The sequence below is a fragment of the Sphingomonas sp. genome (assembly GCF_017304615.1).
GTDB lineage: Bacteria > Pseudomonadota > Alphaproteobacteria > Sphingomonadales > Sphingomonadaceae > Sphingomonas.
Genome location: NZ_JAFKLZ010000002.1, coordinates 473,509 through 496,205 on the forward strand (window position 1 = coordinate 473,509; position 22,697 = coordinate 496,205).

Below are 22,697 nucleotides of genomic sequence, written 5' to 3' on the forward strand. Positions count from 1 at the left end.
AAGTAGACGGTTCAGCGGGGCGCGATCAACCGCGGCGATCCCGGCCCGGGCGGCCAGCCATCGACGTGCCGATCTGGCGGCAGGCGGCGGTGATCGTCGGGAAATCGAGATCGGTGTTGCGCATCAGCGCCGCCGGCATCGCCGCCTGGCATTGCGCCGCGCTGGCGTACCGGGCCGTCTCGACCCGTTGTTGCGCGCATTGCGCCTGGCCGTCGCCGCAGCCCATGATCGCGATGACGTAGAATACTGAATTCATGACACTCTCCCGTCGCGGCAATAACGGAAAGGCCGCGGGTCGGGTTCCCGTGCTTGCCCCGGCGCACGAACAGAGTCAGGATCGACCCATCGAAATGGGGAGATATTCGACATGCCGTTACGCCGCGTCCTGCTCGCCACCGCCGCTTTGGCGCTCACCACTCCGATCCTCGCCGCCGACGCTCCGCCGCCGCTGATCGAGCGCGCGAAGCTGTTCGGCAATCCCGACAAGGCCGGCGCACAGATCAGCCCCGACGGCAAATGGCTGTCCTGGCTGGCGCCGCGCGACGGCGTGATGAACGTGTGGGTCGCGCCGATCGGCGACATGGCGAAGGCGCGCCCGCTGACCGGCGAGACGGTACGGCCGATCCGCCAGAGCTTCTGGTCGCCCGATTCGAAGATGGTGCTGTTCATCAACGACAAGGGCGGTGACGAGAACTTCCAGCTTTACGGCGTCGACGCCGCGAGCGGGGCGCAAAAGAGCTTCACCGATTTCCCGAAAACGCGCGTCCAGATCGTCGGGATCAGCAACACGATCAAGGACCGCATCCTGATCGGCATCAACAACCGCGATGCGAAGTGGCACGACATCTACAGCCTCGATCTCGCCAGCGGCAAATTGACCGAAGTGATGCGCAACGACGGCGGCTATGCCGGGTACGTCGCCGATGACGGGCTGGTCATCCGCCTCGCCACCAAGTCGCGCGACGACGGCGGCAGCGATTACTACAAGGTCGATGGCGGCAAGGTCGGTGCGACGCCGATCGCGAGCTGGGGCCTCGACGATTCGCTGACGACCCAGCCGCTCGGCTTCACTAACGACGGCAAGACGCTCTACTGGGTCGATTCGCGCGGGCGCGACACCGCCGCACTGACGGCGCAGGACGTCGCCACCGGCAAGACGCGGATCGTCGCGGAAAGCGCCAAGGCCGATATCGGCAACATCCTGGTCGATCCGCGCACCGGCATGGTCGATGCCTATACGATCGAGTACCTCAAGAACGATTACGTGCCGGTCGGCGCCGCGGTGAAGGGCGACCTCGCTTTCCTGGCGGCACAGAACCAGGGCGAGTTCGCGATCACCTCGCAGACCGCCGACAACAGCAAGTGGCTGGTCAGCTTCGATCCGGTCGACCAACCCGTTTCGACCTGGCTCTACGACCGCACCGCGAAGAAGCTGACCAAGCTCTACACCAATCGCCCCGCGCTCGAGGGCGCGCCGATGGTCAAGATGTGGCCGGAGGAGATCAAGTCGCGCGACGGGCTGACGTTGGTGTCGTACCTGTCGTTGCCGAAGGACGCCGATGCGAACGGCGACGGCAAGCCCGACCGGCCAGTGCCGATGGTGCTGTTCGTCCATGGCGGGCCGTGGAGCCGCGACGGCTATGGCTATTTCAGCTACCACCAATGGCTCGCCAATCGCGGCTATGCGGTGCTCAGCGTCAACTATCGCGGCTCTACGGGCTTCGGGAAGAAGTTCATCTCCGCCGGCGACCTGCAATGGGGCCGCAAGATGCACGATGACCTGCTCGACGCGGTCGACTGGGCGATCAAGGCGGGCGTCACGACCAAGGACAAGGTCGCGATCATGGGCGGGTCGTATGGTGGCTATGCGACGCTTGCCGGGCTGACCTTCACGCCGGATACGTTCCGGTGCGGCGTCGACATCGTAGGTCCGTCGAACCTGTTCACGCTACTCCAGACGATCCCGCCTTACTGGGAGGCGGGCAAGCAGCAATTCTACAAGCGAATGGGCGACCCGACGACCGAAGCGGGCCGCGCGCTGCTCAAGGAGCGTTCGCCGCTGACCTTCGCCGACCGCATCAAGGTGCCGCTCTTGATCGGCCAGGGCGCCAACGACCCGCGCGTCAACGTGCGCGAAAGCGACCAGATCGTTGCCGCGATGAAGGCGAAGAACATCCCGGTGACCTACATCGTCTTCCCCGACGAAGGACATGGCTTCGCCCGGCCGCAGAACAACATCGCCTTCAATGCGGTCGCCGAGAATTTCCTGTCCTCATGCCTTGGCGGGCGGGCCGAACCGATCGGCGGCGCGATCAAGGCGTCGACGGCGATGGTCAAGGCCGACGACGGGTACGTGAAGGGATTGGGCGCCGCGGCGGCGAAGTAACTTGCGCTGACGGCGGCATCGCCCACATGAGTGGGCAATGCCGCCCTTAGCCTCATCGCCGACTCGGGATCGCCCGCTGATCCCGACGCTCCGGCGGTTCCTGCCCTATCTCTGGCCCGCCGACGCGCCCGCGCTGAAGGCGCGGATTATCGGCGCGATGAGCCTGGTGCTCGCGTCGAAGCTCGTCCAGGTGTTCGGCGCGGCCTATACGCTGAAATATGCGGTCGACCGGATGGCCGGGGGCGATCGCGGCGCGGTGTGGATCGTGGTTGCGCTGGTGCTGGGGTACGCCGGGTCGCGGCTGTCGACGACCTTGTTCGACAATCTGCGCAACGTCGTGTTCGAGCGCGTCGGGCAGGAAGCGACGCGGCGGCTGGCGGCAAGCGTGTTCCGGCATCTCCACAAGCTGAGCTTGCGCTTCCACCTGGAACGCCGCACCGGTGCCGTCACCAAGGTCGTCGAGCGCGGGACCAAGAGCATCGACACGATGCTGTACTTCATGCTGTTCAACATCGCCCCGACCGTGCTCGAACTGGCGCTGGTGCTCGGCATCTTCTGGGTCAATTTCGGGCTGTGGCTGGTCGTCGCGACCGTCGTGATGGTAGCGCTGTACATCTGGTTCACGCGCGCAGTGACCGATTGGCGCAACGCTTTGCGCAACCGGATGAACGACCTCGACACCGGCGCGGTCGCGCATGCGGTCGATTCGCTGCTCAACTTCGAGACGGTCAAATATTTCGGCGCGGAGGAGCGCGAGGCGCGGCGCTATGACGACGCGATCAACGCTTATGCCAATGCCGCGGTGAAGAGCGAGAACAGCCTGGCGTGGCTCAACATCGGCCAGGCGGCGATCACCAATGTGATGCTGGGCGGCGGGATGGCGTTCGTGGTGTGGGGGTGGAGCCAGGGGCGCTTTTCGGCGGGCGACGCAGTGTTCGTGTCGACCCTGCTCAGCCAGCTGTTCCGCCCGCTCGACTTGCTCGGCATGGTCTATCGCACGATCCGCCAGGGCGTGATCGACATGGGCGCGATGTTCGACCTGCTCGATACCGGGGCGGAAGTGGTCGATGCGCCGGGCGCCCAGCCGCTGGCGGTCACGACGGGCCACGTCCGGTTCGAGGACGTGCAGTTTGGCTACGACCCCGGCATGCCGATCCTGAAGGGCATCGACCTCGACATCGCGCCGGGCACGACGCTGGCGGTGGTCGGGCCGTCGGGGGCAGGCAAGTCGACGCTCGCGCGGTTGATGTACCGCTTCTACGATTTGACCGGCGGGCGGATCACGATCGACGGGCAGGATATTGCGGGTGTCACGCAAGCGTCGTTGCGCGCCGCGATCGGTATCGTGCCGCAGGACACCGTGCTGTTCAACGACACGATCGGCTACAACATCGCCTATGGCCGCGAGGGCGCGAGCGAGGCGGACATCGTCCGCGCGGCGCAGGGCGCGGCGATCGCCGGATTCATCGAACGCCAGCCCGACCAGTACGAGACGCGCGTCGGCGAACGTGGGCTGAAATTGTCGGGCGGCGAGAAGCAGCGCGTCGCGATCGCGCGCACGCTGTTGAAGGACCCGCCGATCCTGATCCTCGACGAAGCGACCAGCGCGCTCGACAGCCGCACCGAGGCCGAGATCATGGAAACGCTGGAGGCGATCGAGCGCGGACGCACCACGATCGTCATCGCGCACCGGCTGTCCACGGTGGTCCATGCCGATCAGATCGTCGTGCTGGAGGCGGGCCAGGTCGCCGAACGCGGCACGCATGCCGAGCTGTTGCGCAAGCGCGGTTTGTATGCGGAGATGTGGGCGCGTCAGGCGCGCGAACGCGAGGAAGCGCTGGCCGCGGAATGAGCTGTCATCCGCCGGTGGCGCGTCGCTCGGTTCCGGTTTCCGTCAGGGTCCGCGTAAAGGCGAGGCGGCTGATCGCCCGCCGGACGTCCTGCGGACCGTCATGGTGCGTGATTTCGATATAGCCAATGCCCGCCTTGCGCAGCGCCTCTTTCTTTACTGCGTCGCGCGCCGCCGCCTTGCCGAGATGGTGCCCCGAGCCTTGATATTCGATCGCGGCGACGGGCGCGAAGCCGGCATCGGCGATCAGAAAATCGACGCGCTTCGCATTGATCGCGCTGAACCCCTCGCGATCAGGGCAGGTTAGCACTTCACCCAGTGAAACTTGCGCGAACACGCGCCACGGCAGGCCCGCTTCCTGCACCGCCGCCTCCACGGCCGCGAAGACCTGGCTTTCCTGATGCCGCAGCAACCGCTGTTTGCCGTAATTGACACGTTCGACCGTGCGCAACTGATCGGCGGCATCCGGAACGCCATGGGGCTGTGCCAAGCGGTCGTCCCGACTATACGCCATGGGCGGGCCGCTGCGTCGCGCACCACCACGTCTTCCCTTGGCGGGCTGCAATACCGACGCGGCTATCAGGCCGAGAACGAGCAAAGCAAAAAAGAAATTAGGGAGCGATTGCACAGCGATAGCTATCGCACGTGCGTGCTTACCGAATCATTGATGCAGGACTAGGCGAGCAGATCCCGATATTCCGCGTGCCGTTCGATATACGCCTTCACGAACGGGCATTGCGGGATGACCTTGAGTCCCCGGTCGCGCGCGGCGTCGAGCGCGCCGCGGATCAGTTTCGATCCCACGCCGCGGCCTTCGAGCTTCTTGGGCACCAGCGTGTGCGTGAAGACGATCGTATCGCCTTCCAGTTGATAGGCGGCGATCGCGCGATGGCCGTCGACGTCGAGTTCGAATTCGTGTTCGGCGCGATTGTCGGTGACGGTGTCGGGCATGCTCGGTCTCCGCTGGCAGGCGTCGCCAATCGGCGATAGCGTGGCGCCATGCAAGCGCGGCGCAGACAAATCCCCGGCGCGTCGGCTATCTGGCGTCCGATCGTGCGCGAGGAGGTAAGATGATGCGGTGGCTCGGCGTGTTGCTGCTGCTGATGCTCGCAGTGCCAACAGGTGCGACGCCCGCCGCCGAGCCGGATCGCTATGCCGAGGGTCAGGTCTGGGAATATCGCACCCGGCCGCAGGACGCCGGATCGCTGATCAAGATCCAGCGCATCGAGGATGGCGGCAAGATCGGCCGGATCTATCATGTCAGCATCATCGGGCTGAGCTTTGCGGGGGCATCGCCGGGCAAGAGCCTGCTCGTGCACTGTCCGGTGTCGCGCCAGACACTCGACGCCAGCGTCACGAAGCGCAGCGACGTCCAGCGCGACTGGCCCGACATGACCGCCGGCATTGCCGAATGGCGCGCGGCGAACGGCGGCGTCTTCACGATCGGCATCGCCGAGATCGTCACAATACTCGAGACGACGATGTCGCGCGGTGCCCCCAAATCGGGCGGCACGACCTGATGGAAGTCTGAGCCGCGCATGGCTACATGCCCCGCGATGATCGATCCCGCGTCCGTGCTTCATTCGACCTTCGGCTTCGCAGGCTTTCGCGGCGTGCAGGAGAGCGTCGTGTCGCGCGTGCTCAGCGGAGAGCGGACGCTGGCGGTGATGCCGACCGGGGCGGGCAAGTCGCTGTGCTATCAATTGCCGGCGGTGATGCTGGAGGGGACGTGCGTCGTCGTCTCGCCCCTGATCGCACTGATGCACGACCAGTTGCGCGCGGCGGAAGCGGTCGGCATCCGCGCCGCGACGCTGACCTCGGTCGACGAGAACCGCGCGGAGACGCGCGGGCGGTTTCTCGATGGCGAACTCGACCTGCTCTATGTCGCGCCGGAGCGGGCGTCGGGGAGCGATTTCCGCGACTTGCTCGAACGCGGCAGGCTCAGCCTGTTCGCGATCGACGAAGCGCATTGTGTCAGCGAATGGGGGCATGATTTCCGGCCCGACTATCGCCTGCTGCGGCCATTGCTCGATCGCTTTCCCGACGTCCCGCGGCTCGCGCTGACCGCGACCGCCGATGCGCATACGCGGGCCGACATCCTCGACCAGCTTGGCATCCCGCAAGACGGCCTGATCGTCGCCGGGTTCGACCGGCCCAACATCCGCTATTCGATCAGTCCCAAGGACAATACGACACGCCAGATCGCCGACCTGATCGCCGAGCAGCCGGGGCCTGGCATCGTCTATGCCCAGACGCGTAGCGGCACCGAGAAGCTGGCGGAGGCGCTGGCCAAGACGGGTCGCCCGACGCGCGCCTATCATGCGGGCCTCGAACCCCATATCCGCGCGAAGAACCAGGCCGATTTCGTCGCGAGCGAGGACATGGTGATCGTCGCGACGGTCGCGTTCGGGATGGGGATCGACAAGCCCGACGTGCGGTTTGTGGCCCACGCCGGGCTGCCCAAGTCGATCGAGGCCTATTACCAGGAAACCGGCCGCGCGGGCCGCGACGGCGACCCGGCGGTGGCGCATCTGTTCTGGGGCGCGGAGGATTTCGCCAAGGCGCGCCAGCGTATCGGCGAGGTCGAACCCGAGCGCCAGCCGGGAGAGCGCGCGCGGTTGAATGCCCTTGGCGCGCTGGTCGAAACGTCCGGATGCCGCCGCAAATTGCTGCTCGCGCATTTCGGCGACGAGTCGCCCGACAATTGCGGCAATTGCGACAATTGCCTCAACCCGCCCGCTGCGACCGACGCCACGCAAGTCGCGCAGAAATTCCTGTCGGCGGTGTTCCGCACGGGTCAGAGCTTCGGCATGGGTTATATCGAGAGCATCCTGACCGGCCAGTCGAGCGAGCGCAGCCTGATGAACGGGCACGAGGCGCTGAGCGTGTTCGGGATCGTCGACGGCGCGGAGGAAGCCGCGCTGATCAAGCCGGTCGCGCGCGCGTTGCTGCTCAAGGATGCGTTGCGGGCCAATGATTTCGGCGGGCTGGAGTTCGGCCCGGCGGCCAAGGCGCTGCTGAAGGGCGAGGCCGAACTGTCGCTGATCGTCCCGCCCAAGCGCGAACGGCGACGGCGCGGGGGTACGGCGGGTGGCGCGAACCCGATCGGCGATCCCCTGTTCGAGGCGTTGCGCGACAAGCGCCGCGAGCTGGCGAAAGAGGCCAGCGTGCCGCCCTATGTCGTCTTCCACGATTCGGTACTGCGCGAGATGGCGGCGATGAAGCCCGACAGCCTGAGCGCGCTCGGCACGATTTCGGGCGTGGGCGAACGCAAGCTGGAGGCCTATGGTGACGCCTTCTTGCGGGTGATACGCGACGCCGCATAGTTTTCACGCCGGGGAAGACAGAATATGGCCGATATCCGTAAAGTCGACGACAGCATTTCGGTGGCGCCGCAGATCACCGCCGACGACATCGCCGCGATCAAGGCGGCGGGGTTTGTCGCGGTGGTCAACAACCGGCCTGACGACGAGCAGGATGGCCAGCCCGCGGGCGATACGATCCGCGCGGCCGCGCTGGCGGCGGGGCTGACCTATGCCGCGATCCCGATCGGGCATGCCGGCTTCAGCCATCCGCAGATCGAGGCGATGGTCGATCTGCTCGACGGCGCGGGGGGTCCGGTGCTCGCGTTCTGCCGATCAGGCACGCGGTCGTGCAATCTATGGGCGCTGGCCCGCGCGCGGATGGGCGATTCGCCCGACGCCCTGATCGCGAAGGGCGCCGGGGCGGGATATGATCTGTCCGGGCTTCGGCCGTTGCTCGATCAGCTGGCGGCGCAGGCATGAGCCACGATTTGATCGTCCAGCTCGTCGGATCGGTCGTCGCGATCCTCGCGCTCGCCGGGGTCGCGCGGATGCTCAAGCTCGGCCAGAGCCGGATCGCCAACGAGGACGATGCCCGGCGCTTCGCGGAGGAAGCGCTGGTCGGGTTCGAGGGCGGACGGGCGCTGGTGTCGGGCGACGGCGGCGCGGCACTGGTCGCGGGAAGCGGCGCGATCGCGGTACTGAAACGGCACGGTGCGCAAGTCGCGGTGCGGCGATTGATACCCCCGTTGCGCGTGCGCGAAGCGGTCGAGGGCGCGACGGTCGAGACCGGCGAGCGGCTGTTCGGCCCGGTCGTGCTGTTCGGGATCACCGCCGATCAGGTTCATGGGCTGGAAGCGCCACTGACATTAGTGTAAGCAAGCGCCGTCATGGACCTGCGTCACCTCGCCGATCTGAGCCCCGTCGACTATGCCGTGCCGGGCTTCGTCCTGCTCGTGCTCGCGGAAATCATCGTCGCGCGGCTCCGCGACCGCAGCCGCTACGAACCCAGGGATACGCTGACCAGCCTGGCGCTGGGGTTCGGCAGCACGATCGCGGGCATCCTGACCGGCGGGATGTTCGTCGCGATCGCACTGTGGGTCTACCAGTTCCGGCTGTTCGAGATCGGCTACACCTGGTGGGCGTTCGCACTCGCCTTCGTGCTCGACGACCTCGGCTATTACTGGGTGCATCGCGCGGGGCATCGCATCCGCTGGGCGTGGGCGGCGCACGTCATCCATCATTCGAGCCAGCACTATAATCTGTCGACCGCGCTGCGGCAGACCTGGACCGGCTTTTTCGGCGCGACCTTCATCCTCAAGCTGCCGCTGTTCCTGATCGGCTTTCCGGTGCCGATGATCCTGTTCGTCGGCGGCATCAATCTGATCTACCAGTTCTGGATCCACACCGAGGTGATCGGCCGCATGCCGCGCTGGTTCGAGGCGGTGATGAACACGCCGGGCCACCACCGCGTCCACCACGCGACCAACCCGCGCTATCTCGACATGAATTATGCGGGCGTGTTCATCGTGTGGGACAAGATGTTCGGCACCTTCACGCCCGAACTCGACGAGGAAAAGCCGCGCTACGGCATCGTCAAGAACCTGGGCAGCTTCAACCTGATCTGGGCGGCGTTCCACGAGTGGGTTGGGATCGCGAAGGACGTGTGGTCGGCGCCGACGCTGCGCGCGAAGATCAACTATATGATCAAGCCGCCGGGCTGGAGCCACGACGGCAGCCGCGAGACATCGGAAAGCATAAAAGAGCTGTGGGAACAGCGCGAGCGGGAGAGGAATACGTGGAACAAGCCGACATCGTCGTCATCGGGGGCGGATCGGGCGGGGCCGCCGCCGCAGGCCGGCTCAGCGAAGGCGGCCGCTACACCGTAGCGTTGCTGGAAGCGGGCGGGCGCAACACCGGGCTGATCACGCGCGTCCCCGGCTTCATGGGCAAGCAGACGCCGAAGACCAACTGGGCGTATGAGACGGTCCCGCAGAAAGGGCTGAACGGCCGGCGCGGGTATCAACCGCGCGGAAAAGGCCTGGGCGGGTCGAGCGCGATCAACGCGATGCTCTACATCCGCGGCGCGGCGTGGGATTACGACAATTGGGCGGCTTTGGGCTGTGACGGCTGGTCGTATGAAGACGTGCTGCCCGTGTTCAAGCGCGCCGAGGCGAACGTGCGCGGGGCGAGCGAGTATCACGGCGCCGACGGGCCGCTTCGGGTATCGGACCAGGTCAACCCGCACCCCGGCAGCATCGAGTTCGTCGAAGCCGGCGCGAACCTGCAAATGCCGCGCAACGACGACTTCAACGGCGCGCGGCAGGAAGGCGTCGGACTCTATCAAGTCACGCAATCGGGCGGCGAACGCTGGACGGCGGCGCGCGGCTATGTCGAACCGGCGCGCGCGCGATCCAACTTCTCGATCATCACCGACGCGACCGTCGAGCGCGTGCTGTTCGAGGACGGCAAGGTGTCGGGCGTCGCCTATCTTCGGGGCCGCGAGCAACGCGTGATCCGCGCCAGGAAGGTGGTGCTGGCGGGCGGCGTGTTCGGCACCGCGCAATTGCTGATGCTGTCGGGGATCGGCCCCGCCGCGCACCTCGCCGAACACGGCGTCACGCCGGTCGTCGACCGGGCGGCGGTGGGCGCCAACCTGCAGGACCATATCGACTATGTCGCGGCGTTCGAGGTGCCGGGGCGCTATTTCCTCGGCCAGTCGTTCGCAGGCAATCTGCACATGCTCGGGCAATTGCTGCGTTGGATGCGCAAGCGTGAAGGCGCGCTGACCTCGCCCTTCGCCGAGGCTGGCGGGTTCCTGACCGTGACGCCCGGCGCGCCGGCCCCCGATGTGCAGTTCCACTTCGTGCCGATCCCGCTTGAGGATCATGGCCGCACCGCGGTGAAGGCGCACGGTTTTTCGTGCCATGTCTGCGTGCTGCGTCCCGAAAGCCATGGCACGGTGCGGCTGGCGTCGAACGACGTGCGCGACGCGCCGCTGATCGACCCCGCTTTCCTGACCGACGACCGCGACATGGCGGTGCTGAAGGCCGGGGTGCGCACGATGTATCGCATCCTCAACAGCCCGCCGCTCAACCGCCACGGCGCGAAGGACCGCTATCCGGTCAATCTCGACGACGACGCGGCGCTCGACCACCTGATCCGCAACCGGGCGGACACGGTCTATCACCCGGTCGGGACGGCGCGGATGGGCAGCGACGCGGAAGCGGTGTGCGACCCGAAGCTGCGCGTGCGCGGGGTCGAGGGGCTTTACGTCGCCGACGCCTCGATCATGCCGAAGCTGGTCAGCGGCAACACCAACGCGCCGTCGATCATGATCGGCGAGCGCTGCGCGGACTTCGTGCGGGCCGACCTCGCCTAGCGTGAGCTAGATGGCGCGAGACTCCCGCTTTCGCGGGGGCTGCGCATCAAATGTCTCCGACATTTGATGCTTGAAAAAATGGCCGGTGACTTTCGCCACCGGCCAGTGTGTCCGCAGGAGGAACATCGTCTGGGGACCGGCCTTCCCCCCGGAAGCGGCCGGTCCCCAATTTCGTCAGTAGTTGTAGGCCCGCTCGCCATGCTCGGCGAGGTCGAGGCCTTCCTGTTCGACATCCGCCGTCGGGCGAAGGCCGATCGTGTACTTGAGCGCCAAGAACAGCACCGCTGACACCGCGCCCGACCAGATTAGGGTCAAGAGCACCGCCTGGAGCTGGGTCCAGAGCTGTGTCGAGATGCTGTACGCTTCGGGGGTCACGGCGACGGCGGGGAACTTCGTGTAATCGAAGTACCCCTGCCCGCCGAGCTTCGGGTCAGCCACGATGGCGGTGCCGAGCGCGCCGACGATACCACCAACGCAGTGGACGCCGAACACGTCCAGCGAGTCGTCATACTTGAGCTTGCTCTTCACCGTCGTGACAAAGAAGAAGCAGACAATCGACACGACGAAGCCAAGGATGATGGACGTGATCGGCGTGGCGAAACCCGACGCTGGCGTAATCGCGACAAGACCAGCGACCGCACCGGTCGCGGCACCCAGCAGCGACGGCTTCTTGTGGACGATCTGTTCGATAATGGCCCAGGCGACCGCCGCAGCGGCGGTGGCGACATAGGTGTTGATGAAGGCAACCCCCGTCACACCATTCGATTCGAGGTTGGACCCCGCGTTGAACCCGAACCAGCCGACCCACAGCAGGCTGGCTCCGATCATCGTCATAGTCAGCGAGTGCGGCGGCATCGGTTCCTTGTTGAAGCCGAGCCGCGGCCCGATCACAAGGCAACCGACCAGGCCAGCGATACCTGCGTTGATGTGCACTACGGTGCCGCCCGCGAAGTCGAGCGCGCCCTTGCCCCACAGGAAGCCATAGTCGGTCGGCGTGTCAGGCAGGAAGTCCGGGCCCGCCCAGTACCATACCATGTGCGCGATCGGGAAATAGACGAGCGTCAGCCACGCGACCACGAAGAGGATAAGCGGGGTGAACTTCACGCGTTCCGCGAACGCGCCGACGATCAGCGCCGGCGTGATGCACGCGAAAGTCATCTGAAAGCAGACAAACGCGAATTCAGGAATATAGACGTTGTTCGAGAACGTCGCCGCGAACGTCGTGCCGTCAACACCTTTCAGGAATGCCTTGCTCAGGCCGCCGACGAACTGGTTGTTACTGGTAAACGCCTCGGAATAACCCCAGCACACCCAGACAAGTGATGCGACGCAAACGATCATCAGCACCTGCATCAGCACACTAAGCATATTCTTGGTGCGAACAAGGCCGCCATAGAACAGCGCGAGGCCCGGCACCGACATCATCAGCACTAAAGCCGACGAGATCAGCATCCAGGTCGTGTCGCCCTTGTTGACCATGCCGGCCATCGCCTTGGCATCGGGTGCCTTGATCGGCCCAGCGGCTTGTGCCCACGCCGGATGCGCGGCGAGCAGACCAGCCGCGCCGAGCGCCGCAAAGCCCAGAATCTTGTTGGTGTGCTTCATTGCTACCCCCCTCACAGCGCTGTTTCGTCGGTTTCGCCGGTGCGGATGCGCACCGCCTGCCCGACGTCGAGCACGAAAATCTTGCCGTCGCCGATCGCGCCGGTGTTCGCCGACGCCTGGATCGCCTCGACGACCGCGCCGACCAGGTCGGATCCGCACACGACCTCGATCTTGATCTTCGGCACCATGTTGGTGGAATATTCCGCGCCGCGGTAAATCTCGGTCTGGCCCTTCTGACGGCCGAACCCCTTCACCTCGGTCACGGTCATGCCGGCGACGCCCACGCCCGACAGTGCTTCCCGCACTTCGTCGAGCTTGAACGGTTTGATGATGGCTATGACGAGCTTCATCGAACCCCCTTCTTGCTTTTGTACCGAAATGTTGCGTCGCAAGGGGCGTGCCAGAGTCGAATCCGCGTGATTTCAGGCAGAATCGCGCAATCAAATGTTACGGGAGCGTTAAAATTTGTGCAGCTGCGAACAGGTGCCCAAGAAATGGGCAGCTATCCTGCCGATATATCCAGCACGCGCTGCGCCTTCTCGAGATCGTCTTCGTCGACCATCACGCGCACCGGAATCAGGAAATAGCTGCCGTCGGCGATCGAGGCGTTGCCGTCGAAGCTGACCGCGTCGATCCCCTCGCTGTCGAGCCGCCCGACGATGATCATCGCTTCGTTGCGGTTGTAGCGGCCGAGTTCCACCAGGCTCAATTCGTCGGCCTCATTGCTGCTGCTGCGGGGCCTGGGTCGGGTTGCGCACCGGCAGGCCGTCGATGCTTTGCGTGCGCACGGCATATTTGGCGAAGCGCGCCGCCTCGTCGTGCTGGCGGTGATATTTGCTCAGCGTCTCGCGCTCGCTGTCGAAGGTCATGTGCGGGACGCCCCAGCCGCAGCTGGTCTGGACCTGCTCGACCGCGACGTCGAAGATCTGCCGTGTGCCCGGCAGCAGCGTGAAGTGCGTCGCGAGATCGCCCCAACCGGCGTCCTGCGGCAGGACGGGGACGCCACGGCCATAGACGCGGAAGATCAGGGCCGGATTGTCGAACGCGCAGAACATGATGGTGATGCGCCCGTCGGCGATCAGGTGCGCGTTGGTCTCGTTGCCCGATCCCGCCACGTCGAGATAGGCGACGCGGGCCGGCGACAGCACGCGGAAACTGTCCATGCCCTTGGGGCTGAGGTTGATCCGCGCGTCGGCCGCGGCGGTGGCGACGAAGAACACCGGCTGGCGCTCGACGAACGCGATATGCTGGTCCGATAGCCGATCGAAGAATTCCGCCATGGGAGCGGCTATAGCCCCTTTGCGGTCATCCGGCGATACGCAGCCCGATCCAGAGCGTGCGCGGCGTGCCGAGGTCGATCGATCCCGCCTGATTGCGCGTCACTACCTTCTCGTCGAACAGGTTCTCGCCGCGCAGAATCACCGATACGCGGCGTCCGATCGGCACCTTTGCAACCGCGTCTACGGTCGTTGCGGCGGGCAGGACGTTGGTCTGGAGGTCGTCCTCATACTGATCGCCGACGTATCGCGCGGTCAGCGACAGCAAAGCGCCCGACTGCAGCGCCCAGGCGACGGTCGCGCTGGCCGCGTGGCGCGGGCTTTGCGCGGGTGCGAGGCGGTCGAGCGGCGTGCCCGGCGCGCGCACTCGGCTGAGGCTATAGGCGTAGGACGCGCTCAGCGAAAACGGGCCGCGCCGCCACGCCAGGCTCGCCTCGATCCCGGTCGCGTCGATCGAATCGACATTGTCGCGGCGGCGCAGCGTCGGGGTGATCGTGACGTTGGCGATCGCGTCGCCCAGCCGATTGTAGAAGCCGGTCAGACTGACCTGCATGCCGCTGGCGGGTCGGAAATCGACCCCGCCCTCGATCCCGCGCAGCCGTTCGGGCTTCAGATTGGCATTGGCTTGCGTCGTAATCGGGAAGACCACGAACGGGCGATAGAGTTCGTTGAGCGTCGGCAAGCGGAACCCCGCATAGGCCGCCGCGCGCAGATCGGCCCAGGGCGCGGCATGGAACAGCAGCCCGGCGCGCCCGGTCGCTTCGGTGCCGCTGCGATCGGCGAAGGCGTTGGTCACAGTCGGCGCGCCGGCGGCGTCGCGTTCACGGAAGAAACCGTTCGCGATCGTCCAGCGATCGACGCGCGCGCCACCGGTCAGCACCAGCCGACCGATCGTCCAGTCGTCCTCCGCGAACAGCCCGGCGACGGTCGCCTGCCCGCCCGCATTGCGCCGCGCGGTGACGAGGCCCGCGGCGCTATAGGCGTCCTCGAACAATTCGCCGTCGGCGCGCCGCACGTCGCCGCCGATCCGCAGCACATGCCCGCCTCCGACCGGGGGTCTCAGCTCGATCTTGCCGCCGATCCCGGTCGAGGGCGTATCGCGCTGGTCGAGCGTCAGGCGGAAATTGGTCGCGCTGATCACCTTGTTGGTGAAGTTGCGCACTTGAAGATAGGCGATCGCATCGATCTGCCACCGCCCGCGCGCCACCAGCCGGACGCTGGCATCCTCCCCTTCCGAACTCGAATCGGCGCCGCGAAAACGCAGCGTGCGGTTGTCGCCGAACGCGGTCCCCCGCACCTGAAGCTCGGCATCGCCGCCGACCGGAAACACCGCGCGCGCATTGGCCGACCAGTCGCGGTAGCGCGCCGGCACGCTCGCCGCGACGCGCTGGTCCGGCGGCGTGGTCATGAACCCGTCACCGCGTTCGAACCGGCCCGACACGCTCGCGAACCCGCGCCCGAGCGTCGGCGACAGGCTGGCGGCAATGCTTTCCGAATTGCGGCTGCCGTAGAATGCTTCGCCCGCAACCGGCGGCAAGTCGCCGCGATCGCCGCTGATCAACTCGATCGTGCCCGCCACCGAGCCCGCCCCGAACGGCCCCGACCCGCCGCCCCGCGTCACGCGAATCGCCGCCAGCCGATCGGGGACCAGCGCGGTGAACGGGATATAGCCGAAGAACGGATCGGCGACCGGCACGCCATCGAGCAGCACCAGGGTCCGGCTCGACGCATTGCCGCCGAGCGCGCGGAGCGTCGCGCCCTGCGCCGAGGGGTTGGCGGAACGGCTGTCGGACCGGCGGAATTGCTGGAACCCGGCGACGTCGCTCAGCACATCCTCGACCCGGCCCGAGGCGTCGTTGGTCAGCCGGTCGCGGTCGATCACCACCGAACCGTAAGCGGGCGTGCCCGGCGGCACGTCGAGGCCGCGACCCAACACCACGATGTCGTCGCCCGGCGCGTCCTGCGCCCGCGCCGCGCCGCACCAAACCGTCGCCAGCAAGAACAGGGTTCGCCGCATGGATGGCGCTCTAGCATCGCTCGACAGCAAGGCCACGGACTCTATAGCGACCGAGATGAAAGCGATCGCCGATCCCGACAATGCGCTGGGCCGCGGGCTGGCCACGATCCGCGAGCAGTTCAAGGTGCCGGGGGAATTTCCACCCGCCGTGCTCGCCGCCGCCGAGCAAGCGGCGAAGCGCGCGCCGACCGCGCATGCCGACCGCACTGCGACGCGCTTCGTCACACTCGACCCGGCAGGATCGACCGACCTCGACCAGGCATTCGCGATCGAGACGGCGGGCAGCGACCTGCTGCTGCACTATGCGATCGCCGACGTGGCGTGGTTCGTCGACGATGGCGGTTCGATCGACGCCGAGGCCTGGACGCGGGGCGAAACGATCTACCTGCCCGACGACAAGGCGCCGCTCTATCCGCGGGTGCTGAGCCAGGGAGCCGCCAGCCTGTTGCCCGATGGTCCGCGCCCCGCCGTGGTCTTCACCGTCCGCGTCGTGTCCGACGGCGGGGTGAAGCTCGACGGTGCCGAGCGCGCGGTGATCCGCAGCCAGGCCAAGCTCGGCTACGAAACCGTCACCGACGCCGATCTGCCCTCCGGCTTCGCCGACCTCGCCGCGCGCATCGCCGCAGCCGAGGACGCGCGCGGCGCGGCCCGCGTCGATCCGCCGCAGCAGGAGGTCGAGGCGGTGCCGGGCGGCGGCTTCGAACTCGCCTTCCGCCCCTATACGCCGTTCGAGGATCGCAACGCCGCATTGTCGCTGGCGACCAACATGGCGATCGCCGACGCGCTGCAGGCGCATCATACGGGGCTGTTCCGCGTCATGGCCGAGCCGGACGCGGGCGCCATCCGGCGGCTGCGCCACACCGCTGCGGCGTTCGGGCTGACCTGGCCGGGAAATGTCGACCTCGAACCGTTCGAACGCACACTCGATCCCGCCGACCCGAAACAGGCCGCGTTCATGCTGGCGATCCGCCGGGCCGGGCGCGGCGCGTCCTACGTTCCGTACCAGGAGGGCGTCACGCCATGGCATGCGGCGATGGCGGCGACCTATGCGCACGCGACCGCGCCACTTCGCCGCCTTGCCGACCGCTATGTGGTGATGGCGACGCTCGCGATCGCCAATGGGCAACCTGTTACGGCGCTTCTCACCGACGCGTTCGCCAAGCTGCCGCAAGTGATGGCGCGGGCCGACGCCTTGTCCGGGCGCGTCGAGCGCGCGGTGGTCGATCTGGCCGAGACGGTGCTGTTGCGCGCGGATGTCGGCAAGATCTTTCCCGCGGTCATCACTGATCTGGACGAACGCGGCGCGCGGATGCAGCTGACCGACCTGCCCGTCGTGGCGCGCGTCGACGCCAAGAACGTGACCCCGGGCGACACGATGCGCGTGCGGTTGACCTCGGTCGATCCGGTGCAGTGGGAGCTGCATTTCGACCGGGTGAACTAGGCGGTCGGACGCAGATCCCAAGCATCGATATCGGTATCGGTGTGGCATTTCGCCCACCAAATCGGCCAGAACGGGCACATTTTTGCGACATTTGGACTTTAGGGGGATCGCATCCCCATCAGCGGAAACCAACACAACAATGCGTCGATCGTTTTCCATTGCCCTGTTGCTCAGCGGCATCGCGCCCACCGCGCTTCACGCGCAGACCCAGCCCGCGCCGGCGCCCACTCCCGCCCCCGCGCCGCAGCCCGACGAGGGGTCGATGAGCGACGAGCCCGACATCATCGTCACCGGCACGCGCAACCTGCCCGGGTCGGTGATCGGCGACATTCCGCCCGACCAGCAGCTCGGCCCGGCCGACATCCGCTCCTACGGTGTCAGCAGCGTCGCCGACCTGCTCACCGAACTCGCGCCGCAGACCACCAGCGGGCGTGGCGGCATGCCGGTCGTGCTGCTCAACGGCCGCCGCATCTCCAGCTTCGCCGAAATCCGCGACTTGCCGACCGAGGCGATCGCGCGCGTCGATATCCTGCCCGAGGAAGTCGCGCTCAAATATGGCTATCGCGCCGACCAGAAGGTGGTGAACTTCGTCCTGCGCCGCCGCTTCCGCGCGATCACCACCGAATTGGGCGATCAGCTGGCGACCGACGGCGGGCGCAACACGCCGGGCGCGAAGCTCGACATTCTCGACATCAACCGCGACACGCGGCTGAGCTTTCACACCGGCTATACGCAGTCGTCCGTGCTGCTCGAAAGCGAACGCGACATCGCGCCGATCGCCGGCAACACGCTGGATGACCGGGCGTACCGCTCGCTCCTGCCGTTCACGCGCTCACTCGACTTCGGCACCGTCTATGCGCGGCCGATCGGCAAGGTGTCGACGACGCTCAACGGCACCGTCGCCTACAGCGAATCGAACGGCCTGCAGGGTTTCGCTCCCGGCAACCCTTCGTCGGGGTTCGTGATCGGCCAGCGCAACACGTCGATGACCTATCACCTGGGCGGCACCGCGAACGGCGATTTCGGCGGCAACTGGCGCTGGAACCTGACCAGCAATTACGACCGCGTCGACAGCCAGACCTTCACCGACGCCGGGGTCGATACGCCGGGCGTGCCGGCCGCCAATCGCGGTTTTTCGACGTCGAACACCGGCAACGTCAACGCGCTGGTCAACGGCAAGCTGTTCAAGCTGCCGGCGGGCGACGTGTCGACCGCGATCCGCGTCGGCGGGTCGCTGTCGCAACTCGACAGCCGCTCGCAGCGGTTCGGCATCACCCAGCGCGGCAGTATCACGCGCAACGTCGCCAACGGCCAGATCAACGTCGACGTGCCGATCGCGAGCAAGTCGAAGGACGTGCTGGCGTTCCTCGGCGACTTGTCGATCAACGGCAATTTCGCGCTCGACAGCGTGTCGGACTTCAGCACGCTCAAGACGATCGGCTACGGCGTCAACTGGGCGCCGATCAAGCAAGTGCGCGTCATCGCATCGATGATCGACCAGGACGAGGCGCCGACGGCGAACCAGCTCGGCGATCCGGTGATCGTGACGCCGAACGTGCGCATCTTCGACTATGTCACCGGCCAGACGGTTACCGTGTCGCGCACCTCGGGCGGCAACCCGCTCCTGGTCGCCGACACCAAGCACAGCTTCAAGCTGGGCGTGACGATCAAGCCGCTCGACAAGACCGACCTGACGCTGACCGCCAATTACGTGAACACGTCGGTGCGCAACGCCAGCGCGAGCTTCCCTGCGGCGACCGCCGCGATCGAGGCGGCTTTCCCGAGCCGCTTCACGCGCGATGCGTTCGGCAATCTGACCGCGATCGACGCGCGCCCAGTCAATTTCGCGCGCACGGAAAGCTCCGAACTGCGCTGGGGCATCAACTTCTCGAAGCCGCTCAAGTCGAAACTGCAGAAGCAGATCGAGGCGTTCCGCGCGGGCACCGGACCGGACCCGCGGCCCGCGCTCGCCGGACTGCGCAGCCTGGCCAACCAGCCGAGCGTGTTCGGCGGGACGCTGGCGCAGGGGTTCGGGGGTGGAAACCGCGGCCAGGGCGGCCAGGGCGGACAGACCAACCCGCCACCGCCCCCGGCTGACGGCTCTCCTCCGCCGCCCAACGCCGCCGGTAGTCCCGGTGGCCCCGGTGGGCCGGGCGGTGGAGGCGGCGGGTTCCGCGGTGGCGGCGGTGGCGGTGGCGGACGATTCGGTGGCGGCCCGGGCGGCGGCGGCGGGCGGATCAACTTCGCCTTCTACCACACCTGGCACTTCGTCGACCGCGTCGACATCGCGCCGGGCGTACCGTCGATCGACCTGCTCAACGGCGGGGCGATCGGATCGGGCGGCCAGTCGCGCCACGAACTTGAAGCGCAGGCGGGCTATTCGAACAACGGCCTCGGCGCGCGCGTCTCGGTCAACTGGCAAAGCGGGACGCGCGTGATCGGCGGCACCGCCGCCACACCGACGACGCTTGATTTCTCGAGCCTGGCGACCGCCAATCTGCGGCTGTTCTTCGATCCGACGACACGGCCCGATCTGATCGCCAAGCACAAATGGCTGATCGGCACGCGGTTCGTGGTCAGCGTCGACAATGTGTTCAATTCGCGTCAGCGCGTGCGCGACGCGGCGGGCGACACGCCGGTCAGTTACCAGCCCGATTATCTCGACCCGCTGGGCCGCACGATCAGGATCGGAATCCGCAAATTGCTGTTCTGACCTGACCAGCGAAAAACCAGACGCCGCCGGGGCGATCCCGGCGGCGTTTTGCTGGGCCGAAAGCACCCATTTCGCTTCCTTATTGCCCCCCTCATCCCTATATGCTTGGCATGAGCGAAGACCCCAACAAGAACGAATACGGCGCCGATTCCATCAAGGTGCTGAAAGGCCTCGACGCCGTCCGCAAGCGCCCTGGCATGTATATCGGCGACACGGACGACGGATCGGGCCTGCACCACATGGTGTTCGAGGTCAGCGACAACGCGATCGACGAGGCGCTGGCCGGGCATTGCGACCGCATCGACATCGCGCTGAACCCGGACGGATCGGTCAGCGTGACCGACAATGGCCGCGGCATCCCGACCGGTATCCATGCCGAGGAAGGCGTCAGCGCGGCCGAGGTCATCATGACTCAGCTCCACGCCGGCGGTAAGTTCGAGAACACGTCCGACGACAACGCCTACAAGGTATCGGGCGGCTTGCATGGCGTCGGCGTGTCGGTGGTCAACGCGCTCAGCGAATGGCTCGACCTGACGATCTGGCGCGACGGCGAGGAGCATTACATGCGCTTCGCCCATGGCGACGCGGTCGCTCCGCTCAAGGTCGTCGGCCCCGCAGAGGGCAAGAAGGGCACGCGCGTGACCTTCCTGCCGAGTCCCGCGACGTTCAAGATCACCGAGTTCGACTTCGAAAAGCTCGAGCATCGTTACCGTGAACTCGCCTTCCTCAATTCGGGCGTGCGGCTGTTCCTGACCGACGCGCGGCATGAGGAGCCGAAGACCGTCGAACTCTATTACGAAGGCGGGATCGCGGCGTTCGTGAAGTGGCTCGACCGCACCAAGACGCCGCTGTTCCCGGAGCCGATTTCGGTGAACGGACAGCGAGACGATATCGGCATCGACGTCGCGCTCGAGTGGAACGACAGCTATTACGAAAACGTCCTCTGCTTCACCAACAACATCCCGCAGCGTGATGGCGGCACGCACCTGGCGGCGTTCCGGTCGGCGCTGACGCGCACGCTCAACGCCTATGCCGACAAGTCAGGGCTGCTGAAGAAGGAAAAGGTCAGCCTGACCGGCGACGACATGCGCGAAGGGCTGACCGCGATCGTGTCGGTCAAATTGCCCGACCCCAAGTTCAGCTCGCAGACCAAGGACAAGCTGGTTTCGTCCGAAGTGCGCCAGCCGCTCGAAAGCCTGCTCGCCGACAAGATCGCCGAATGGTTGGAGGAAAACCCGCAGAACGCGCGCGCGATCGTCCAGAAGGTGATCGACGCCGCCGCCGCGCGCGAGGCCGCGCGCAAGGCCCGCGATGCCAGCCGCAAGTCGGTGATGGGGGTCAGCGGCTTGCCCGGCAAGCTGCACGATTGCCGCGAACGCGACCCGGCCAAATCCGAACTGTTCATCGTGGAAGGCGACTCCGCCGGCGGCTCCGCCAAGTCGGGCCGCAACAGCGAATATCAGGCGATCCTGCCGATCCGCGGCAAGATCCTGAACGTCGAACGCGCGCGCACCGACCGCATGCTGTCGTCGAAGGAAATCATCTCGCTGATCCAGGCGATGGGCACCGGCATCGGACGCGACGAGTTCAACCTGGAAAAGCTGCGCTACCACAAGATCGTCATCATGACTGACGCCGATGTCGACGGCGCGCATATCCGCACGCTGCTGCTGACCTTCTTCTACCGCCAGATGCCCGAACTGATCGAGGCCGGGCACCTGCTGATTGCGCAGCCACCGTTGTACAAGGCGACGCGCGGCAAGGCGGTCGAATATCTGAAGGACGAAAGCGCGCTGGACGATTATCTGGTGCGCAACGGCACGCAATCGACCTCGCTGGACGGGATCGGATCGGGCGAGCCGTTGTTCAAGCTCGTCGAACACGCCCGGCGCATGCGCACGCTGATGCGATACGTGCCACGTCGTTACGACCCCGTAATAATCGAGACGCTGGCGCTGGGCGGGGCGCTCGATCCCGATATCACGAGCGGGGACCGCGCTTCGCGGCTGGCGGAAGTCACGCGGCGGCTCGATCAGGGCGACCCCGAGGCGCGCTGGACCGCGCGCATGATCGAGGAATCTAATGGTCTTGGGGGCGGCTTCCATTTCGAGCGGCTGTGGCGCGGCGTCACCGACCACCACATCGTCGAGGCGGCGTTCGTTACTTCGGCGGAGGCGCGCAAGCTTCACGGTCTCGCCGCCGAGGAAGCCGAGCTTTACGTCGGCGCGCGCAAGCTCGTGTCGATCAAGGGAACGACCGCCGTCGAGGAAGCCGCGACCGAATCGGCGGATGTCGAGGGCGAGGAGCCCGAGGAAGAGGCGCTCATCATCGGCAAGGGCGAGATGCTGGTTGCACGCCCGTCGCAACTGCTCGACGCGGTGCTGGCGGCGGGGCGCAAGGGCCTCGCGATCCAGCGCTACAAGGGGCTGGGCGAAATGAACGCCGAACAGCTCTGGGAAACCACGCTCGATCCGACCAACCGGTCGATGCTGCGCGTGGCGATCGACCAGGCCGACCTGGCGGACGACATCTTCACCCGCCTGATGGGCGACGTCGTCGAGCCGCGCCGCGAATTCATCCAGGAAAATGCGCTGAGCGTCGCGAACCTGGATGTGTGATCTGACTGTTCTTAACGGACCCAAATAGGCTCCCCTTGGCCTCAATTAGACTGTTGTTGGACTCGATTAAGCTGGCGGGTCCCACTGGGACGCTCGTCTCCGACATT

19 protein-coding genes are annotated in these 22,697 nt (G+C 66.3%); 11 read left to right on the top strand and 8 right to left on the bottom strand.

What is annotated here, in order from left to right; translation table 11 throughout:
* Positions 1-25: 25 nt before the first annotated feature.
* The gene (locus tag J0J06_RS10550; RefSeq protein WP_294041723.1) at positions 26-256 is read right to left on the bottom strand and encodes a hypothetical protein; all 231 of its coding nucleotides are present in this window, start codon (positions 254-256) and stop codon (positions 26-28) included.
* A 111-nt stretch (positions 257-367) separates the two neighbouring features.
* On the opposite strand from J0J06_RS10550, the gene J0J06_RS10555 reads away from it, so the two are divergent.
* Together J0J06_RS10555 and J0J06_RS10560 are read left to right on the top strand one after the other, a co-directional pair.
* Positions 368-2,386 (top strand): S9 family peptidase, encoded by a 2,019-nt coding sequence (locus J0J06_RS10555; protein WP_294041725.1) that lies wholly within the window; start codon positions 368-370, stop codon positions 2,384-2,386.
* 37 nt (positions 2,387-2,423) lie between these two features.
* Entirely contained in the window at positions 2,424-4,238 is a 1,815-nt protein-coding gene (locus J0J06_RS10560) for an ABC transporter ATP-binding protein/permease (RefSeq protein WP_294041726.1), read from the top strand.
* A 4-nt stretch (positions 4,239-4,242) separates the two neighbouring features.
* Here J0J06_RS10560 and J0J06_RS10565 read toward each other — a convergent pair whose 3' ends face one another.
* Together J0J06_RS10565 and J0J06_RS10570 are read right to left on the bottom strand one after the other, a co-directional pair.
* Positions 4,243-4,725 (bottom strand): DUF2726 domain-containing protein, encoded by a 483-nt coding sequence (locus J0J06_RS10565; RefSeq protein ID WP_294041728.1) that lies wholly within the window; start codon positions 4,723-4,725, stop codon positions 4,243-4,245.
* A gap of 185 nt (positions 4,726-4,910) precedes the next feature.
* Positions 4,911-5,186, bottom strand: a complete 276-nt coding sequence (locus J0J06_RS10570) for a GNAT family N-acetyltransferase (RefSeq protein WP_294041730.1) — start codon at positions 5,184-5,186, stop codon at positions 4,911-4,913.
* 119 nt (positions 5,187-5,305) lie between these two features.
* Here J0J06_RS10570 and J0J06_RS10575 point away from each other — a divergent pair, with 119 nt between their 5' ends.
* Genes J0J06_RS10575 through J0J06_RS10600 form a run of 6 tightly spaced genes read left to right on the top strand, consistent with a single transcriptional unit; the run spans position 5,306 to position 10,919 of the window.
* Positions 5,306-5,755 carry a hypothetical protein gene (locus J0J06_RS10575; protein ID WP_294041732.1) on the top strand — a complete coding sequence of 150 codons (450 nt, stop codon included), beginning with the start codon at positions 5,306-5,308 and terminating at the stop codon, positions 5,753-5,755.
* Between the two features lie 36 nt (positions 5,756-5,791).
* On the top strand, positions 5,792-7,561 hold the full coding sequence (gene recQ / locus J0J06_RS10580; RefSeq protein ID WP_294041733.1) for a DNA helicase RecQ: 1,770 nt from the start codon (positions 5,792-5,794) through the stop codon (positions 7,559-7,561).
* 24 nt (positions 7,562-7,585) lie between these two features.
* Positions 7,586-8,020, top strand: coding sequence for a TIGR01244 family sulfur transferase (locus J0J06_RS10585; protein WP_294041735.1), 435 nt, complete (start codon positions 7,586-7,588; stop codon positions 8,018-8,020).
* Positions 8,017-8,415 carry a hypothetical protein gene (locus J0J06_RS10590; RefSeq protein WP_294041737.1) on the top strand — a complete coding sequence of 133 codons (399 nt, stop codon included), beginning with the start codon at positions 8,017-8,019 and terminating at the stop codon, positions 8,413-8,415. The genes J0J06_RS10585 and J0J06_RS10590 overlap by 4 nt, the downstream gene beginning before the upstream one ends.
* Before the next feature lie 12 nt (positions 8,416-8,427).
* Complete coding sequence (locus tag J0J06_RS10595; protein ID WP_294041739.1) at positions 8,428-9,426, top strand: sterol desaturase family protein; 999 nt, start codon at positions 8,428-8,430, stop codon at positions 9,424-9,426.
* The gene (locus J0J06_RS10600) at positions 9,336-10,919 is read left to right on the top strand and encodes a GMC family oxidoreductase N-terminal domain-containing protein (RefSeq protein ID WP_294041742.1); all 1,584 of its coding nucleotides are present in this window, start codon (positions 9,336-9,338) and stop codon (positions 10,917-10,919) included. The genes J0J06_RS10595 and J0J06_RS10600 overlap by 91 nt, the downstream gene beginning before the upstream one ends.
* A 174-nt stretch (positions 10,920-11,093) precedes the next feature.
* Here J0J06_RS10600 and J0J06_RS10605 read toward each other — a convergent pair whose 3' ends face one another.
* From J0J06_RS10605 to J0J06_RS10625, 5 genes are all read right to left on the bottom strand, one after another.
* Positions 11,094-12,524 carry an ammonium transporter gene (locus tag J0J06_RS10605; RefSeq protein WP_294041744.1) on the bottom strand — a complete coding sequence of 477 codons (1,431 nt, stop codon included), beginning with the start codon at positions 12,522-12,524 and terminating at the stop codon, positions 11,094-11,096.
* A gap of 11 nt (positions 12,525-12,535) precedes the next feature.
* Positions 12,536-12,874, bottom strand: a complete 339-nt coding sequence (locus J0J06_RS10610) for a P-II family nitrogen regulator (protein WP_294041746.1) — start codon at positions 12,872-12,874, stop codon at positions 12,536-12,538.
* Positions 12,875-13,026: 152 nt separating this feature from the next.
* Positions 13,027-13,233, bottom strand: coding sequence for a DUF2007 domain-containing protein (locus J0J06_RS10615; protein WP_294041747.1), 207 nt, complete (start codon positions 13,231-13,233; stop codon positions 13,027-13,029).
* 10 nt (positions 13,234-13,243) lie between these two features.
* Positions 13,244-13,804: a pyridoxamine 5'-phosphate oxidase family protein gene (locus J0J06_RS10620; RefSeq protein WP_294041749.1), complete on the bottom strand. Its 561-nt coding sequence runs from the start codon at positions 13,802-13,804 to the stop codon at positions 13,244-13,246.
* A gap of 25 nt (positions 13,805-13,829) precedes the next feature.
* Positions 13,830-15,818, bottom strand: a complete 1,989-nt coding sequence (locus J0J06_RS10625) for a TonB-dependent siderophore receptor (protein ID WP_294041751.1) — start codon at positions 15,816-15,818, stop codon at positions 13,830-13,832.
* 55 nt (positions 15,819-15,873) lie between these two features.
* Here J0J06_RS10625 and J0J06_RS10630 point away from each other — a divergent pair, with 55 nt between their 5' ends.
* The 3 genes from J0J06_RS10630 to gyrB all read left to right on the top strand — a co-directional run bounded on the left by J0J06_RS10630 (position 15,874) and on the right by gyrB (position 22,590).
* Positions 15,874-17,259 (top strand): RNB domain-containing ribonuclease, encoded by a 1,386-nt coding sequence (locus J0J06_RS10630; RefSeq protein WP_294041753.1) that lies wholly within the window; start codon positions 15,874-15,876, stop codon positions 17,257-17,259.
* A gap of 139 nt (positions 17,260-17,398) precedes the next feature.
* A complete protein-coding gene (locus tag J0J06_RS10635) occupies positions 17,399-19,972 on the top strand; it encodes a TonB-dependent receptor (protein ID WP_294041755.1) in 2,574 nt (857 codons plus the stop codon).
* A 110-nt stretch (positions 19,973-20,082) separates the two neighbouring features.
* Complete coding sequence (gene gyrB / locus J0J06_RS10640; RefSeq protein ID WP_294041757.1) at positions 20,083-22,590, top strand: DNA topoisomerase (ATP-hydrolyzing) subunit B; 2,508 nt, start codon at positions 20,083-20,085, stop codon at positions 22,588-22,590.
* Positions 22,591-22,697: the final 107 nt, after the last annotated feature.